We start from the raw sequence: 18,133 nt of genomic DNA on the forward strand, positions 1-18,133 counted from the left end.
TTTCTTAATGGTTTTTGTAAATCTGCTTATAGTTTTTGTTTCACAAAGAGCCGCAGAATAACCGCAAAGTCTCGCTGAGGCTTTTTAAGATGTAAGTCATATAAGTTTTTTAGTTGTTTGTTTCGCAAAGAATCACAAAGTAAACTCAAAGTCCCGCTGAGCTTCATTTTCTTAATTCCTTAATGGTTTAATAACAAAATCTTTGTGATTCTCTGTGAAACAATCTTCTCTCACAATCTAATAAGAAAAGCGTATCTGAGTTGTATGTTTAAGATAGCGATTGTTTGAAATACTTTTTACACAAAGCTTATATGGCCTTAGATACTTTATATGGTTTGTTTTTTATTGCTTTGCGACTCTAGTTAAAATACTTTTCAACACAATCAGCTAAAAAAAACTTATATGACTTATATGTTTAAAAAAAACAAGCCCAAAACGGTCAAAAAACGTATCTGACTTATATCTTTATATTTTGATTGTCTATTTTTGTTTTAACCAATTCCTTTTTTTAATGAAAAAACTACTCTTTATAATGGCAATACTTCCAACAATAACAACTTTTGGACAAAACAACAATCCAATCCAATACCCTAAAACCCCAAAAGGAACAGTTGTCGACCAGTATTTTGATACTGCAGTCAATGATCCGTACCGTTGGCTAGAAGACGACCGCTCTGCTGAAACCGCAGCTTGGGTAAAAGCACAAAACGAAGTCACTTACGGCTACCTAAGCCAAATTCCTTTTCGAGAAGCACTAAAAAACCGAATGGAAAAACTATGGAATTATGAAAAAATAGGTGCGCCATCCATAGAAGGGAAATTTACCTATTATTCTAAAAATAACGGACTGCAAAACCAGTCGGTGGTGTATCGCAAAGACGCCTCGGGTGTTGAAGAAGTTTTCTTAGATCCCAATACTTTTTCCAAAGATGGAACAACTTCACTAGGCGGAATGGATTTTTCCAAAGACGGTTCTATAGTAGCCTATGCGATATCCGAAGGAGGAAGCGACTGGCGAAAAGTAATTATTATGGATGCTTTGTCCAAAAAAGTAATTGAAGACACCCTTGTCGATATCAAATTCAGTGGCATTTCATGGCTTGGAAACAAAGGATTTTATTACTCTAGTTACGAAAAACCAAAAGGAAGCGAACTGTCGGCCAAAACCGACCAACATAAACTCTATTTTCATAAACTAGGAACCGCTCAAAAAGACGATAAAATCATCTTTGGTGAAGACCAAAAACGAAGATATGTAGGCGGTTATGTGACCGAAGACGATAATTTCTTGGTCATCACAGCGGCCAATTCGACTTATGGAAACGAATTGTACATCAAAGATTTAAGAAAAGCCAATAGTCCTATTGTGACGCTAGTCGATAATTTCAATAGTGACAACAGTATTATAGAGAGTCAAGGAAGCAAGCTCTTTATCGTTACCGATTGGAAAGCACCCAATAAACGCGTGGTAATGGTAGATGTAAAAAATCCAACACAAGAAAACTGGAACGATTTTATCCCCGAGACTCAGGATGTTTTATTTCCATCAACAGGAGGCGGATACATTTTTGCAAATTATATGAAAGATGCCGTATCAGTAGTGCAGCAGTACGATTACAATGGCAAAAAGATGCGTGAAATCCAGTTGCCGGGACTGGGAACAGCAGGAGGTTTTGGCGGAAAGATAAACGACAAAACACTCTATTATTCATTTACAAACTACACAACGCCAGGAACCATTTTCTCATTTGAACCCAAATCAGGAAAATCAGCGGTGTATGCCAAGCCAAAAGTAGATTTCAACAGCGACGATTACGAGTCAAAACAAGTATTTTATTCGTCGAAAGATGGAACCCAAATCCCCATGATTATCACTTACAAAAAAGGATTAAAACAAAACGGACAAAACCCAACCATGCTTTACGGTTACGGAGGATTCAATGTGAGTTTAACGCCTAGTTTTAGTATTGCCAATGCCGTTTGGATGGAAAACGGAGGTGTTTTTGCTGTTCCTAACTTGCGTGGAGGAGGAGAATACGGTAAAAAATGGCACGATGCCGGAACCAAAATGCATAAACAAAACGTCTTTGATGACTTCATCGCTGCAGCTGAATATCTAATTGACCAACAGTACACCTCTCCAAACTTTCTTGCCGTTCGTGGTGGGTCAAATGGAGGTTTGCTAGTAGGAGCCACCATGACCCAGCGTCCTGATTTGATGAAAGTCGCTTTGCCGGCCGTGGGCGTTATGGACATGTTGCGCTACCATACCTTTACGGCAGGAGCGGGCTGGGCGTACGATTACGGAACCGCGCAGGACAGCAAAGAAATGTTCGAATACATCAAAGGGTACTCACCAGTGCACAACGTAAAATCAGGTACACACTATCCCGCGACGATGGTCACTACGGGCGATCATGATGACCGAGTGGTGCCGGCACATAGCTTCAAGTTTGCTGCCGAGTTGCAAGAAAAACAAGCGGGAAGCAACCCAACCTTAATTCGCATTGATGTCAAAGCGGGTCACGGCGCAGGAAAATCGGTGGCGGCAACCATTCAGGAAAACGTCGATATCCAAGCCTTTACCTTATACAACATGGGCATCACCCAATTGCAAAAAGAAGACAACTAGGATTTGTATTTCATTTATTTTTAGGAGCTTTTTCCTGCTGTCCGCTGTATTCCCGATAAATAAAAACTACGGCTTGAAAAAAGCCTTGTTTTTCTAAATCGGGAGATGCCGCTCCCATCAGGGCTAGGGACAAAGAGGAATTAACAACTTTATTTTAATAAAACACCATTCGAAAGAGTAGCGTTTTTTTGTTACTACTCATCAAGTTCTCTTTGTCATCTCGACGCAAGAGAGATCACATAAATAAAATAGAAAAGGATAATAAGATTGATTCTTTCCTAGCAATGGCGAGAAACCGAGTCGCTTTACGTTTTTGACAATAATAACTCTCACAAACTACAACCACCAAATCCCTCCTCGTTATTTAATTACCTGAACTACAATAGATAACAATTCCTAAATAGGGCTTATTTTAAACTTTTTTAGTATCTTTAATGTCCTGATAATGAAAGTGTATTGGCTACAATAAGGCGAATAACGCACCGTATTTAAAAGACTTTTTACTACAATATTTAAAAGCCTCACTTATTTTTATTTTAAAAATGAAGCTATGAGAGTTGCTGTGACCCGAAAAAATGTAAAATTCACCCCAGATTCCAGTAGAGTAGTGGCTCGCTATTTTATGAATGGCGAGCAGCGAACCCGCGATATGGTTAGTCATATCATGGTGTTAGACGAAAAACAAGTCATTCATACACTGGAACACACACTGCGTGAGTTTGCTAGACGACACCGTAATATTTCACGTATATTCTTCAAGCATTGTGAAAACATTCGTGGCATCATTGAAGAAATGCAAATCAACTATGACGGCATTTCTGAGGAACGAAAAATGCTCATTGGTTCGTACTGCACTATGGAATACGCCATCGAATCGGCTGCTTTTTTCAATCCTTCCATGATGGAGGATTTCGATCAGTCTTTTCTGGGAAAACAGGAAAAGCGGGTTATTATTTCTTTTAGGGCCACAGGAGAAGGCCATATTTCTTCGGTCGTTTTTAGAAGAGGAATTCTCGATAAAAACAACGACCTCCAAATGATGAAGATAGGTGCTAATATCGATAAAGCTGAGATTGTACACAAATCCTTGTTTGACAAAAATAGATTTGTCAAGAAATTAGCCGAGATGAATACGCCAGATAAATACACGGCCATGATATTGCAAGACATGCCCGAGAAATTTGGATATGAAATTATAAAAAACGCCATCAATAAGGTGCTGAAAGATCCATCTATAAGCCAAGATCAGCGCAGGGCATTGGAAGAAATCATCTGGTTGGCAGATTCTTTTTATGACATACAATTCAAGCACGACTCGGATATCACGGAACGGGTTATATTTCCCATTTCGGACTCCGAAAGCCGGGGTATTGAAGATGCCCGTTTTGTACGATTCTTTGACGATGGCACATCCCACAAAATTTTTGGAACCTATACTGCATACAACGGCCACGTGATTATGCCAAAACTCATTTCAACCGAAGACTTTTATTCCTTTCATATCATGCCTTTATATGGAGAAGGGGCAAAAAATAAAAACCTGGCGATGTTCCCTAGAAAAATAAAAGGCAAGTACGCCATGCTTTCTAGAATCGATGGGGTCAATAATTACCTCATGTATTCAGACAGGCCTACGGAATGGAATTATCCTTTGCTCATCCAGCAACCCCGATATCCTTGGGAATTCACACAAATAGGAAACTGTGGTTCTCCCATCTGGACCGCCGAAGGTTGGCTAATAATCACTCACGGAGTAGGTGCCATGAGACGCTATTGTCTAGGCGCTTCCTTGTTTGATCTTGACGATCCTTCAAAGGAAATTGGCCGACTGGCCGAGCCCTTGCTTGCCCCACTAGAAGACGAGCGCGAAGGTTATGTGCCTAATGTGGTCTATTCGTGTGGTTCGATTATCCATAACAACAACCTCATATTGCCCTATGCCGTATCTGACTATTCCTCCACTTATGGAGTGGTTGACATGGTAGAATTACTCGATGCTTTAAAAAAGAGTAAATAATAAAACCAAGAACCTCTTTTTTTGTTTGGAGTTATTTCGTGCTTTTCATTGCAAGCCGTCGCAAAAATAAAAATCAATCCGTAAACAACAATTCGGCGAGTTTTTCATCATGGCCATAGATATCGTCATAAAAATGTACTTGGCCTTCCCGATCCACCCAAGCGGTGAAATAGCCTATGTAAACGGGGATTTTGGTCTTGAGGTTGTAGGTTTTTTCTACTTCACGATTCATGGCTCCGTCAATTTTTTCTATAGGCCAGTTGGTATCTCCTTCTAAAACCATAATTGCCAAATCGCGAGGGCGAGCCACACGAATACAACCGTGACTAAAAGCCCTTGTATCTTGGTCAAACAAGCTTTTGGAAGGTGTGTCATGCATATAAATAATATGCGAATTAGGGAATACAAACTTCACCTTACCCAAAGCATTTTGCTCTCCGGGTCGCTGCCTTACGCGGTTGCCCACCCATTCCATATCGTGTTGTACTAGGTAGTTGGAGTTCTTGGCAATGGCGGGTAAAATCTCTTTTCTTAAAATACTGGGAGGCACGTTCCAATAGGGACTAAAAATAACCTGACTCATCTGACCACTAAAAACCGCTGTTTTATTCATGGATTTCCCCACGACTACTTTGGATATCAAAGCAGGTTTGCCGTCCTTAAAAAAAGTAAGGGTGAAGGAGGGGATATTTACAATAATGTAGCGCTTGTTTTGGGTTAAACTAGGAGCAATCCATCGACAACGTTCCATATTGACCATAAGGGTTTTAATGCGTTCATTGACGGGAACATTCATGTCCTTGATGTGTTTAGGTAAGAGCAATGAATCCGCCGCATAGCCATTTCGCTCTTTGTATTTTACAACTCCTGTGAGCAGTTCCTCGTCAAACATATTATTTTTAGAATCGGTTTTTAGATCACCAGTTGCCAAGAGTCGAGTTCTAATTTTTAGAATCACAGCTGCGGTGTCACCAGGTTTTAGAGACTTTATTTTCTTAGGGAATTCAATAGCACTCCATCCGCCTTTTTTCTCGATGTTGCGGTAGTCTTGTAACGCTTCCTTTAATTGATAATACTGCCCCAGTATTCCTTTGTCTGGTTTGTTAATGAGGTTGGGATCTTGCAATAAAGAATCCAATCGGTTGCCATAAGATTGTTTTTTTCGAGGCAAATACCATCCCAGTTCTGTGGTTTTCTGGATGTCAAGCCCTTTGAATACCTTATCGGCATAAAAGAAATAGAGAGCGGATAATAGCAGTTCTACTTCTACATTTGATTTTTCCGTTTTCTCCGTGTCCTGAAAAATATCGCGTAGTTCCTCTTGATACGGAACCCGGATGCGCAAACCTTCCTGATCCAAGTTATTGACTTTGTCATACAATAAACTGGCAAATTCATTGATGCCTCGACTATCGTACCATAAATAATTGTATTCGTGTTTTCTATAGAGTTTTATCAACTCAGTTTTAAAGGAGTTGAATTTGGGGTATTTTTTAAAAAAAGGAGCAATCAACGTACTGTCAAATGGAACAGCAGGAAAGGAAGGGATTTTTTGGTAATTCACTAATTTAGTAACGAACAACACCTTTTTAGTGCTAGCCTTTGCCTCATTGGATATACCCAAAAGTACGAGGCAACAAAGAGGAAAAAGGAATGAAATGAAAGGACGATTCATGTTGTTACAATTTGATAATCAGTACTAAAGGTACAAAAAAGAGTCAGGAATCTAGTTGTTTTATTCGGTATTAACAGCGAATTTTAATCTAAATTATCATCAAATAGGAGTTCAGCCAGATGATTGTCTTTGTTATAGATATCAAAATAAAAATGAATTTCTCCCGCGTCATCTACCCAAGCCGTAAAATACCCAATATGAATGGGAATTGGTTTTTTTAAAACACATACGGTTTCGACTCCGCTATCCATCGCTTTATTGATTTTATCCAATGGCCAGTCTGGATTGTTTTCTAATATTAAATAAGCCAATTCTTTAGCTTTTTGCATATTAATGCAACCATGACTGAACCGTGGAAATTCATAATTAAAATTGAGTTTGTATGGGGTATCGTGTAAATAGATGCTGTAGGTATTTGGGAACACAAACTTGACTACTCCCAAAGCATTTGTAGGGCCGGGTCTTTGTCTGAGACTTTTTTTATTCCATTCCAGATTGTGTCTGGTCATGTAACTAGTGTCTTTTTCCATAGCAGGTTTGATTTCGTTTTCCAATATGCTTTGAGGAACGTTCCAGTACGGACTAAAGACTACCTTGCTAATGCTGGAACTAAAAAGTACAGTTTCCATCATATTAATACCCACAAACACTTTGGACTCTAGAATAGGTTGTCCGTTTCTTTTATAAATTAAGGTAAACGACGGAATGTTTATAATGATAAATTCGTCGGTTTTTGCTAAATTGGGTGGAATCCATCGACAGCGTTCCATATTGACCATAATGGTTTTTATGTATTTTTCTATAGGAAGATTCATGCGGTTGAGGTGTTGGGAACCTATGGGATAATCAGGTTTGTAACCATTTCTTTTTTTGAAATTCAGTATTCCTGCCATCAGTTCGGCATCATAGATATTGCTTTTAGAATCGGTATTCAAATCACCCATAACAAGCAATCGATGCCTGATTTGAGCAATAGTTTTTGAACTATCGCCCGGCTGGAATTCTTTGACTCCAGATTCGGTTTCAATGGGTTTCCAGTCACCGCTTTTTTCTATTTGACGGTAGCGCATTAAGGCATCACGTAGTTTGTAATATTGACCAAATAGTTGTTTTTCATTTTTATCTAATAATTCAGGGGTGTTTAATAACGAATCCAATAGCGTTTTATAGGAAATGTTCTTTCTAGGTAAAAACCAGCCCGTTTCGTGAACTTTATTGGTGTCAATACCATGAAATACCTTTTTTGCATAATAAATATAAAGTGTGGAAAGCAGCAGTTCTTTCTCGGTCTTTGTGATTTCAATTGCCGATTCCGTATTAAAAATCGCCTGAATTTTATCTTTGTAAGACAAGTTGAACTTGAGTCCCTCATTTTCAAGTTGGTTTACTTTCGAATATAATACGTTGGCAAACTCAATAAGCTGGTTGTCATCATACCAAATGGATTTGTAATTGCGGTTTTTATACAAAAGAATCACATCTGATCGGTATTTTTTTAAATTGGAATACATGTTAAAAAAACGGTTGATAGTATTCAGGTCAATAGTGACGATGGAATTGTTAGCAGTAATTTCTTCAGAGTTAGGGGTGCAATAGGAAAGCGTATCCGTGGTTTTTTTTTTATGATCACGGGGAATGGCAGCAATAGAATAGCCAGATAGTAAAACGATAAATAACCAAAAAAAGTTTTTCATGGCAAAAACGTTTCTTAAAGTTAATAAAAGTATCGCAAATTTGAAAGTCTATTAGGATGGAATTAACGGTAGGATTGTTTTTTGGTTTTTTATTCGAAAATCTTGCTTTCTTTTCATAATGTTTTATTAATTGCTTCGTTTTTTGAGGGAATTAACCTTAGTTTTGAAAGACAATCTTAAAATATTATATACTATGAAAATACAGATTAACACTGACAAAAATGTAGAAGGACACGATAGACAAGAGGCTTATTTTTCTACTGAATTAGCTAAATCACTATCCCGTTTTGATGATAAAATTACACGTATTGAAGTTCATTTTACAGATGAAAATGGAGAAAAAGTTGGGACACATGACAAAAAATGTCTTATAGAAGCACGTCCAGCAGGAATGCAACCTTTAGTAGTTTCTGATTATGCGGATGTTACTGAAAAAGCATTTCATGGTGCTCTAGACAAAATGAAAAAGATCCTAACCACTGCTTTTGAAAAACAAAAAGCACACTAAAAAAAAATAATTGAAGTTTAAAATATAAATTCAAAAAAATGACACTTCCTTTCAAAAAAGGAGTGTCATTTTTTTTTGGAATCTAAAAAGGGAATGTTTTATTTTACAAACAATAAAGAAGCTAAGGCATCATCTCTTTTGTACACATCATCATAAAAGTGAACAGTATTATCCTCGTCTACCCAAGCGGTAAAATAACCAATGTAAACAGGGATTTTGTTTTTGAGTGTGTACCAAGATTCTACACCACTGTTCATTGCTTCTTTAATTTTCTCAGCATCCCATTTTTTATCCTCTCTAAGGATTTTTTCGGCTAACAAATTAGGGTTTTGTATGCGAATGCATCCATGGCTAAAGGCTCTATCTTCCCGATTAAACAAGCTTTTAGAAGGGGTGTCATGCAAGTAAATGTCATTAGAGTTTGGAAATAAAAACTTAATGAGACCCAATGAATTTTTAGGCCCCGGTTTTTGACGTACAGTATTGTTGTTCCATTCCATATCGTGTTCCGCGAGGTAGTTTTCATTTTTCTCAATCCCAGGAAGGATTTCTTTATCAAGAATACTTTTGGGAACATTCCAGTACGGGCTAAATACAATGTATTTCATAGGCGCACTAAAAATCACTGTTTTATTCAGCGCTTTTCCTACAACGGCTTTTAGTCGCAGCGCCGGTTTTCCATCAATAAAATAACTTAGTTGATAAGAAGGAATATTGATGGCAATAAATTCTTTGGCTTTAAAGATGTCATTCGAAATCCAACGGCAACGCTCCATATTGATAGTAAGGGTCTTTATGCGTTCTGCTACAGAAATATTCAGTTCTTTAATGTGTTTTTGTAAAATAATGGTGCTGGCAAAAGTGCCCATTCTTTTTTTATATTTTAAGACGGCTTTAGATAATTCTTTATCATAAACAGCACTTTTAGAATCAGTTGTGATATCTCCAGAGATAAAGAGACGCTGCCTTATTTGAGCGATGACTTTGGCGCTGTCGCCTACTTTATAAGAAGTAACGGTAGAATCTATTGAAATCGTTTTCCAGCCTCCCTTTTTTTCCATTTCGCGGTATTTTTTTAATACCTTTTTTAATAGAAAATATTGGGCAATTAGCCCTTTTTCATTCTTGTTGATTAATCCAGGATTGGTTAATAGGGAATCTAAATAATTGACATACGATTGTTTTTTTCGAGGTAGATGCCATTCCATTTCTGTAGATTTTGTGGCGTCGAGTCCATGGTAAACAGTGTTGGTGTAATAGAAATACAAGGCGGAGTTTAATAACTCGGTTTCTATATTTGGCTTTTTCGAGTTCGTGGGATTGACGTAAATTAAATCTACTTCTTCTTTATATGGAACTGAATTTTCAATTCCTTCCTCTTCGAGAGTGTTGATTTTATTATGCAACAGATTACCAAATTCATTGACGCCACTTTTGTCATACCAAATATAATGGTACTGGTGTTTGCGATATAGTTGTAGTACTTCGGCTTGGTAGTCTTTCAGTTTAGGGTGTTTCTCAAAAAAAGTTTGTACTAATGTGCTGTCAAAAGGAGAGGCAAGGTCATCCGTAATAATAGCAATGGATTTGTATTCTTTTTTCTTGCAGGATAGGATTGTAAGGAAAAGAATAGAAACCATAAGGGCAAATGAAAAGAATAACTTTCTCATACTTGGGGACTTTCTTGATAATAGGATGCCGTAAAAATAAGTAAAATTGTATTCATTTGAAGTTGCTATTAGCGCATTAAGGACTAATATCCAAAAATTATATAAGAATGGTCACTTATGTCAGTTTTGATTAATAGCTATTTTTTTTTCCACAGTTAAATTAGATATTCCTATTTTTGATAAAAATCAAATTTGTTATGAAAAATACAATGGTACTGTTTTTAAGTTTTTTATTATTTTCTGCCTTTACTACAAACAGTCCAGAGCAAAATAAAGAGAAAGACAAAATTAATTGGATGCTGAATTCATGGCATAAAGCTGCTGCTGATGCAAAATATGACTCTTATTTTAGTATGATGACTGCTGACGCCATTTTTATTGGCACAGATGCTACCGAGAATTGGAATAAAGCTGATTTTAAAGTGTGGGCAAAACCTTTTTTTGATTCAAGGAAGACGTGGAATTTTACGATGTTGGAACGCCATATTTATTTTGATGAAACGGGTAAAACAGCTTGGTTTGATGAATTACTGAATACACAAATGAGAATTTGCCGCGGTTCAGGTGTTTTAGTCAAAATAGGAACGGAATGGAAAATAAAACAGTATGTTTTGTCTATGACTATTCCAAATGATGATGTTGATGCTGTAATTAAAATAAAAGCACCTATTGAAGATGGATTAATTAAAAAGATATTGGAAAAAGGAAGTAAATAGACTCTTTTAAATTGGATGTGAATTTAATTTAAACATAATTCTCAAAAAAGAGCTCAAATTACGGTCGTAAAATCAAGTACTCGTATTGAACGGTACTATAAATTATTAATTTGACTTAAATCAATTCTTGCTCCCCTCTTTAGCTCCGTTTTTTTAATAAAATTCAATTTTTTTTTACCTTTGCCCCCTATTTTGAAAGGGTAAATTAAATTAAAATGAAAATTGAGAAACGCTGGGTTATTTCGTTTATAATTATAAGTATTGTTTGTATTTTTGGAGTTTTATGGCCAGCAGTAACCGAAAAGAATCCTGTTCTATTGCAATTTGGAACTATGGATCAAATTGTTCCAGCTGATGTTGCTTGGATGTTAACGTCCTGTTGTTTGGTTTTAATCATGACTCCTGGATTGTCTTTTTTTTATGGAGGAATGGTAGGAAAGAAGAATGTAATATCGACCATGTTGCAAAGTTTTATTTGTTTGGGAGTTGTTACGTTGTTATGGGTTGTTGTGGGATTTAGCTTGGCTTTTGGTGAACCTATGGGAATACATATAGGGACTGGTTTTTATAGTTTTGTAGGGAATCCTACTACTTTTGCCTTTATGGATTATGTGGGTATTTTACCTCATAAAGAAATAGCTACTACGGTCCCTTTTATGTTGTATGCTTTGTTTCAAATGAAGTTTGCAGTAATTGCACCTGCAATTATTACAGGTTCGTTTGCGGAGCGGGTTCGTTTTATCTCGTATCTACTTTTCATATGTTTGTTTACGCTGTTTATTTATGCTCCATTGTGTCATGCGGTTTGGTATCCTACTGGAATTTTGGGTTCGTTTTTTGGAGTTAAAGATTTTGCGGGAGGAACGGTTGTACATATGAGTGCAGGGTTTGCTGCACTAGCAGGAGTAATTGTTTTAGGTAAAAGAAACAATAGCAATCATGTGCCTACCAATATTCCTTTTGTATTATTAGGAACGGGAATGCTGTGGTTTGGTTGGATTGGTTTTAATGCAGGTTCTTCCTTAGAAGCCAATGGAGTTGCAGCAATGGCTTTTGCAACGACTACCACAGCCTCTGCAGCAGCCATGCTAACTTGGATTTTCTTTGATCGAATTAATGGTAGAAAAGTTTCGGCATTGGGTGCTTGCATTGGTGCGGTCGTTGGTTTGGTTTCCATTACGCCAGCAGCTGGTTATGTATCAGTTCCAGAGAGTATGTTTTTTGGATTTATTGCAGCGATAGTTTCTAATTTTGTGGTGCATGCTAAATTTCTAAATAGAATTGATGATACCTTAGATGTATTTGCTTGTCATGGTGTTGGGGGAATTATGGGAATGATTCTTACTGCTATTTTTGCTCATGGTGAAGAGGCTAGTTTACTTCATGGCGGTTGGGGTGTTTTTGGGCATCACATGGTGGCTTTAGTACTGGTGTCAATTTTTACTTTTTTTGGTGCGTATATTTTATTCAAAATTACCAATAGAATTATTCCGATGCGTGTTTCTGAGGAATCAGAAATTATAGGTTTGGATTTATCGCAACATGACGAAACCTTGTTTCCAATTGAATGCACTGAATAACTGATTAATTTTTTGCAAATAGTAGTCTAAGAAGTCAAAAACGTATCGAAGAGTTTTATTAAGAAATCCGAGTTAGTCAAATTAAAAAATTTGCTATCATGTCCTTCGGTCTTATATATTTCCTTAATTTTGCGCAAATATTCAAAAAATCGTGGGAAGCAAAAATAAGTTAAAGAGATTCAAGGAAAACGAAACATTTACAAATGTTTTTCAACCAACAAGGGAAGAGGTAGTAGGAGATTTGTTTCCTTTAAAGGGGAACTGGAATACTGAATTCTTCAAGAATGACAATCCTTTAGTGCTGGAATTAGGTTGTGGTAAAGGAGAATATTCCGTTGGACTAGCAGAAAGATATCCAAATAAAAATTTCGTTGGAATTGATATTAAAGGAGCTCGTTTTTGGCGTGGTGCTAAAACGGCTGTAGAAACTGGGTTGCATAATGTGGCGTTCATTCGTACACAAATAGAACTAATCAATCATATTTTTGCCGAAAATGAAGTAGATGAAATTTGGATTACTTTTCCAGATCCACAAATAAAATACAAGAGAACAAAACACCGTATGACGAATTCGGAGTTTTTGCAATTGTATAAAAAAATACTTAAAAAAGACGGTGTTGTCAACTTGAAAACGGATAGTGAATTTATGCATGGATACACACTTGGTTTGCTACATGGAGAAGGGCACGAAGTATTGTATGCCAATCATAATGTGTATGTAAATGAGGGAAGTCCAGAGGAAGTTACTGCTTTTCAGACCTTTTACGAAAAACAATATTTGGAAGTTAACAAAGCAATTACGTATATTCGATTTAAAATTAAAGAATAATAATACGTTTTTTGCCGGAATAGGTAACCCATTTTGAATGTTTGACAACCAATAAATGAATTTTATTTTACCCTTATTTTTAGGATTTATTACAGCAGTTATAGGGATTATTCCGCCTGGATTAATCAATATGACGGCTGCCAAAGTGAATCTAAAAGAGGGAAGAAGAAATGCCTATTGGTTTGTTCTTGGGGCTATAATTATCATTTTTTTTCAAGCCTATCTTGCAATTCTATTTGCTACTATTATTAATATACGTCCAGATATTGTCATTTTGTTCCGAGAAATTGGGTTTGGTATATTTGGTGCTTTGACGGTTTATTTTTTATGGATAGCCAAAAAACCAAAAATCAAGAAAGCTAAAATTGACAAGAAAAGTAAAAAGAAACGTTTCTTTTTAGGGATGTTATTATCTGCTTTGAACTTTTTTCCCATTCCTTATTACGTTTTTATCAGTATTACATTGGCATCTTACGGTCTTTTTACCTTTGATACGCTTACTATTTTTACCTTTGTCAGTGGTGTAGTTTTGGGCTCTGCTTTTGTTTTTTACTGTTATATTCGTTTCTTTCAAAACATTGAAAATAAGGCGGATTATCTGTTAAAAAATATGAACACGATCATTGGTAGTATTACTGGTGTTATTTCTATCATTACCTTGTTTAATATTATACGATTTTATTTAGAAAAATAAAGAAAGAACCTAAAAGTACCTTTCTTATTACCCCATAAAGTCATGTCAAACGATAATTTTTTTGAACGTGTTTATGCTGTTGCTAGACTTATTCCTTATGGGAGAGTAACCTCTTATGGTGCTATCGCAAAAGCATTGGGCACAGCTCGTTCAGCAAGAATGGTGGGATGGGCCATGAATGCGTCGCACAATATAGAGGATGTACCTGCGCATAGAGTGGTGAATAGAAAAGGATTGCTTACCGGGAAATTCCATTTTGACGGTACTAATCTCATGCAGCAGTTGTTAGAAAGCGAAGGGATTCAAGTAATCGACAATCAAATCATCGAGTTCGAAAAACATTTTTGGGAGCCCGAGGTCCTAAGATAGTTAGGATTGTTTCATTTTTCTTTTGAGAAATGGTGTTTTTTAAATCCATAACTACAGTTAATCTGCGCATCAATAAATGCAATACAAAAACCTTTAGAATAAGAACTTAATCTGTTATCTTTGTAATCTGAAATCAGTTTAAATAAAGATAATATTCGGGTGCTAAAACGCCTTTGGAAAACAATAAACTAAAAATGAAATTAGACAGGAAAGATATTCTGAAAGCTTTAGAAACAATTACTATAGCTGGAGAAGGAAAAAACATGGTGGAAAGTGGAGCAATAGCAAATGTAATCACTTTTGGCGATGAGGTAGTAGTGGATTTAGTTTTACATACACCTGCAATGCATATAAAAAAACGTGCTGAAGACGACATCAAAAAAGCAATTCTTGAATTGGTATCTGCTGAAGCAAAAATAAAAATCAACAGTAAAGTAGAGGTTCCAGACAAACCTGAGATAAAAGGAAAAATGATTCCTGGAATAAAAAATATTATTGGAGTAGCTTCTGGTAAAGGGGGAGTAGGAAAATCTACTGTTACGGCAAATTTGGCTGTTTCTTTGGCCAAAATGGGGTTCTCAGTTGGTATCCTTGATGCTGATATTTACGGACCTTCTATGCCAATCATGTTTGATGTAGAAAACGAAAAACCAATTTCGGTTACTATTGACGGGAAATCAAAAATGAAACCAGTAGAAAGTTACGAAGTAAAAATACTTTCTATAGGATTTTTTACGGCACCAAGTCAAGCAGTAATCTGGAGAGGTCCTATGGCTTCAAAAGCATTAAACCAAATGATCTTTGATGCTGATTGGGGAGAATTGGATTTCATGTTAATCGATTTACCTCCAGGAACAGGAGATGTACACCTTTCTATTGTGCAATCATTGCCTATTACAGGAGTGGTGATCGTAAGTACACCACAAGCTGTAGCTTTGGCTGATGCTAAAAAAGGAGTTTCCATGTTCATGTCTGAAGCAATAAATGTCCCAGTATTGGGTATCGTGGAGAACATGGCGTATTTCACACCTGAAGAACTTCCTGAAAATAAATACTATATCTTTGGTAAAGAAGGAGCTAAAAACCTTGCTGCCGATTTAGAAGTGCCTTTCCTTGGAGAAGTGCCTATCGTACAATCGATTCGCGAAGCGGGTGATTACGGTCGTCCTGCTGCCATGCAAACAGGATCGTTAATTGAGTCTGTTTTTCAAGAAATAACACGTAATGTAGTTCAAGAAGTAGTGAGTAGAAATGAAAATTTACCAGCTACTGAAGCAGTTAAAATTACGACTATGGCAGGTTGTTCTGCAGTAAAAAAATAAAAAATTAGACTATTTGAAATGATTTCTAATCTTTCAATCTTTAAATAAAGAAAATGACAACAGAAGAATTAACAATAGAAGTTCAAAAAGCACTCGAAGAAATTAGACCTTTTTTGAATTCAGATGGTGGCGACATAACATTGATTTCCATAGAGGAAGACAAACATGTCAAAGTTAGACTGGAAGGAGCTTGCACTAGCTGTAGCGTAAACCAAATGACGCTTAGAGCAGGAGTGGAAACGACCATCAAGAAGTTTGCGCCCCAAATTGAAACTGTTGTTAATATCCTATAATTTTTGTTGGGCATGTCCCTTTTCATAAAAAAGGCTAATCCACTTTGCAGTGATAAGCCTTTTTTATGAAAACGGTCGGGCTATACGCGCTACTTTGGTAGCTTGCTTCTATCCCTCATGCAAACCCTATAACACACAACTAACTAACTTATAACTCATAATTTGTTTATGGATGTATTAATAAAAATCAAAGATAGAGAAGGAGTAGTGCATGACCTGCAAGCTCCTACTGATATGGCCATGAATATCATGGAACTGTGTAAAGCATACGAACTTCCAGTAGAAGGAACTTGTGGCGGAATGGCCATGTGTGCCTCATGTCAATGTTATGTTCTTAATGACGTTGCCTTGCCAGAAATGGGAGATGATGAAGAAGCGATGTTATCTGAAGCATTCTATGTAAAACCAAACAGCCGTTTGGGTTGTCAAATCCCAATCACTGAAAGTCTTGAAGGTTTAGAACTGGAGTTGGCTCCAGAAAGTTAATATAAAGTCCCGATAGCATCGGGACTTTTTTATTTTTTAATGGCAGTAATTGCTTTAGGTAAAATACGTTCTACAAATTTAGAATAAGCGAGCTGAGATGGATGTAGTCCGTCTTGTGCTACAAGATTGGGATCGGTTAATCCTTCTCGAGTGATGTCAGTAATGTTGATGAACTCAATCCCATTGTCGATGCAATACTTTTTTGCAAAAGCATTGTAGGCGTCGATTTCAGTTGAAATCCGACCTTGATTGCCTGTTTGTTGACCAAACGGAGTGTAAGCATAATCCGGTATAGAAACCACGATCACCTTTCCTTTGTCACCTTTTGCGAAAGCAATAGCTTTAGTTACTAATTCGGGAAACTCCTTTTCATACAAAGCAAAAGACCTGTTTTGATATTGATTGTTTACGCCAATTAATAGTGTAACTAAATCATACGTTGAAGGAGGATTCTGAGAATCAATTGCCGAAAGTAAATTGGAAGTAGTCCAGCCCGTTTGTGCGATAATCGTTAATGGGTAAGTATTAGTTGGATTTGTATTGCCCAAGCTTTTCTTGAGTTGTTCTGGAAATCGACAACTTTCACATACGCTTTGCCCTATTGTGTAACTGTCGCCAAGGGCTAAATAGCTATAGGATTTTCCTTCTGTTTGTGAGGAAGGGGTTGCTATTGGTGTTGTTTCTGTGATAACAGCTTCGGTGCTGCAACTTGCTGCGAAAAGAAGGGGTAGAAACAGAACTAGTATTAGAATTTTGTTTTTCATTAGTTTGAAAATTGGGATTAAATCAATTCTAATACTAGTTACGTTGTTCTGCTTTTATTGGTTTTAAATTTTAAGCCATTTCTACTTTCATCGTAATTGTTTCTTCTATGGCATCCCATAGACCGATTCTCTTTTCTAAAGCCAGTATTGATACTTCTTCTACATCGGCCCATTTTTGAGGATCGTCACCACAAAGTTCGGTAATCATTTTCATCGCCATTGGTCCGTGCTCATCGGCGTCTAATTCGATATGTCTTTCAAAATAATAAATCAATTTGCTTAGATCAGTGTCTGGGAAATTAGTTTGAAAGTTTTTTAAGATTACGGTAAACATATTTGGAATCAAATCTTCTCTACCAAAAGTAAAAGCGGCAGCAATTTCATGTGGTTTTCCTTCTTCAATAACACGAAATGTAAAGTCGAGAAATGCTTTGATATTAGGATGTAAGTTGCTTGTTTTTATCGCGACAAAAATGTTTTGTAAGGAATTTAACTCAGTTAAAAAATTGTCAATTTCCATTGTATTGGCGCCACAATCTTTCATGGCTTCTATGTACATTTCGTAATGACTTTGTCTGCGACCATCTAACGTCAAATCAGATTCTTCGGCAAGTACAATTTCATTAATTAAATATCTTGTTTCAGGATTTGGTGTGGCAAACCAAGGCGTAGTAGTACAGGTTAACTTGGATTGTAATGCTTTTAATAAGGACATAAAATCCCAAACAGCAAAGACATGGTTTTCTAAGAAACAATGTAAGTCAGTAATTGTTTTTACTTTCTCGTATAACGGGTGTTGTAATAATATTTTTTTTTGAGGTGTAATTGTGTCCTCGATATGCTGAATATTCATAAAATTTATTTTGGGTGTAAATATAAAAAAG

At 36.5% G+C, this 18,133-nt stretch carries 16 protein-coding genes; 11 read left to right on the forward strand and 5 right to left on the reverse strand.

What is annotated here, in order from left to right; translation table 11 throughout:
• The first annotated feature begins 532 nt into the window (after nucleotides 1–532).
• Nucleotides 533–2,632 carry a prolyl oligopeptidase family protein gene (locus AB3G34_RS15700; RefSeq protein ID WP_369754112.1) on the forward strand — a complete coding sequence of 700 codons (2,100 nt, stop codon included), beginning with the start codon at nucleotides 533–535 and terminating at the stop codon, nucleotides 2,630–2,632.
• A 550-nt stretch (nucleotides 2,633–3,182) separates the two neighbouring features.
• On the forward strand, nucleotides 3,183–4,649 hold the full coding sequence (locus tag AB3G34_RS15705; protein ID WP_369752978.1) for a glycoside hydrolase family 130 protein: 1,467 nt from the start codon (nucleotides 3,183–3,185) through the stop codon (nucleotides 4,647–4,649).
• Nucleotides 4,650–4,722: 73 nt separating this feature from the next.
• Here AB3G34_RS15705 and AB3G34_RS15710 read toward each other — a convergent pair whose 3' ends face one another.
• Entirely contained in the window at nucleotides 4,723–6,324 is a 1,602-nt protein-coding gene (locus AB3G34_RS15710; RefSeq protein WP_369752979.1) for a murein L,D-transpeptidase, read from the reverse strand.
• 83 nt (nucleotides 6,325–6,407) lie between these two features.
• Nucleotides 6,408–8,018 (reverse strand): murein L,D-transpeptidase, encoded by a 1,611-nt coding sequence (locus tag AB3G34_RS15715; RefSeq protein WP_369752980.1) that lies wholly within the window; start codon nucleotides 8,016–8,018, stop codon nucleotides 6,408–6,410.
• A 193-nt stretch (nucleotides 8,019–8,211) separates the two neighbouring features.
• Here AB3G34_RS15715 and AB3G34_RS15720 point away from each other — a divergent pair, with 193 nt between their 5' ends.
• The gene (locus tag AB3G34_RS15720; protein WP_367773111.1) at nucleotides 8,212–8,526 is read left to right on the forward strand and encodes an HPF/RaiA family ribosome-associated protein; all 315 of its coding nucleotides are present in this window, start codon (nucleotides 8,212–8,214) and stop codon (nucleotides 8,524–8,526) included.
• A gap of 98 nt (nucleotides 8,527–8,624) precedes the next feature.
• On the opposite strand, the gene AB3G34_RS15725 is transcribed toward AB3G34_RS15720, so the two are convergent.
• Nucleotides 8,625–10,196, reverse strand: a complete 1,572-nt coding sequence (locus AB3G34_RS15725) for a murein L,D-transpeptidase (protein WP_369752981.1) — start codon at nucleotides 10,194–10,196, stop codon at nucleotides 8,625–8,627.
• Nucleotides 10,197–10,393: 197 nt separating this feature from the next.
• Here AB3G34_RS15725 and AB3G34_RS15730 point away from each other — a divergent pair, with 197 nt between their 5' ends.
• The 8 genes from AB3G34_RS15730 to AB3G34_RS15765 all read left to right on the forward strand — a co-directional run bounded on the left by AB3G34_RS15730 (nucleotide 10,394) and on the right by AB3G34_RS15765 (nucleotide 16,485).
• Entirely contained in the window at nucleotides 10,394–10,912 is a 519-nt protein-coding gene (locus AB3G34_RS15730) for a nuclear transport factor 2 family protein (RefSeq protein WP_369752982.1), read from the forward strand.
• A 215-nt stretch (nucleotides 10,913–11,127) separates the two neighbouring features.
• On the forward strand, nucleotides 11,128–12,492 hold the full coding sequence (locus AB3G34_RS15735; RefSeq protein WP_369752983.1) for an ammonium transporter: 1,365 nt from the start codon (nucleotides 11,128–11,130) through the stop codon (nucleotides 12,490–12,492).
• A gap of 151 nt (nucleotides 12,493–12,643) precedes the next feature.
• A complete protein-coding gene (trmB, locus tag AB3G34_RS15740; RefSeq protein ID WP_367773118.1) occupies nucleotides 12,644–13,321 on the forward strand; it encodes a tRNA (guanosine(46)-N7)-methyltransferase TrmB in 678 nt (225 codons plus the stop codon).
• Between the two features lie 55 nt (nucleotides 13,322–13,376).
• Nucleotides 13,377–14,015 carry a LysE family transporter gene (locus tag AB3G34_RS15745; RefSeq protein WP_367756687.1) on the forward strand — a complete coding sequence of 213 codons (639 nt, stop codon included), beginning with the start codon at nucleotides 13,377–13,379 and terminating at the stop codon, nucleotides 14,013–14,015.
• 42 nt (nucleotides 14,016–14,057) lie between these two features.
• The gene (locus AB3G34_RS15750; protein ID WP_369752984.1) at nucleotides 14,058–14,384 is read left to right on the forward strand and encodes an MGMT family protein; all 327 of its coding nucleotides are present in this window, start codon (nucleotides 14,058–14,060) and stop codon (nucleotides 14,382–14,384) included.
• A gap of 194 nt (nucleotides 14,385–14,578) precedes the next feature.
• Nucleotides 14,579–15,706 (forward strand): P-loop NTPase, encoded by a 1,128-nt coding sequence (locus AB3G34_RS15755; protein ID WP_367756691.1) that lies wholly within the window; start codon nucleotides 14,579–14,581, stop codon nucleotides 15,704–15,706.
• Nucleotides 15,707–15,759: 53 nt separating this feature from the next.
• Nucleotides 15,760–15,999, forward strand: a complete 240-nt coding sequence (locus AB3G34_RS15760) for a NifU family protein (protein ID WP_007137123.1) — start codon at nucleotides 15,760–15,762, stop codon at nucleotides 15,997–15,999.
• A 168-nt stretch (nucleotides 16,000–16,167) separates the two neighbouring features.
• The gene (locus tag AB3G34_RS15765) at nucleotides 16,168–16,485 is read left to right on the forward strand and encodes a ferredoxin (protein ID WP_367756694.1); all 318 of its coding nucleotides are present in this window, start codon (nucleotides 16,168–16,170) and stop codon (nucleotides 16,483–16,485) included.
• A gap of 29 nt (nucleotides 16,486–16,514) precedes the next feature.
• Here AB3G34_RS15765 and AB3G34_RS15770 read toward each other — a convergent pair whose 3' ends face one another.
• Nucleotides 16,515–17,249, reverse strand: a complete 735-nt coding sequence (locus AB3G34_RS15770) for an SGNH/GDSL hydrolase family protein (protein WP_367773122.1) — start codon at nucleotides 17,247–17,249, stop codon at nucleotides 16,515–16,517.
• Between the two features lie 70 nt (nucleotides 17,250–17,319).
• Complete coding sequence (locus AB3G34_RS15775; RefSeq protein WP_367773124.1) at nucleotides 17,320–18,102, reverse strand: DUF3050 domain-containing protein; 783 nt, start codon at nucleotides 18,100–18,102, stop codon at nucleotides 17,320–17,322.
• Nucleotides 18,103–18,133: the final 31 nt, after the last annotated feature.

This window comes from Flavobacterium sp. WC2409 (genome assembly GCF_041200085.1).
Classification (GTDB): Bacteria; Bacteroidota; Bacteroidia; order Flavobacteriales; family Flavobacteriaceae; genus Flavobacterium.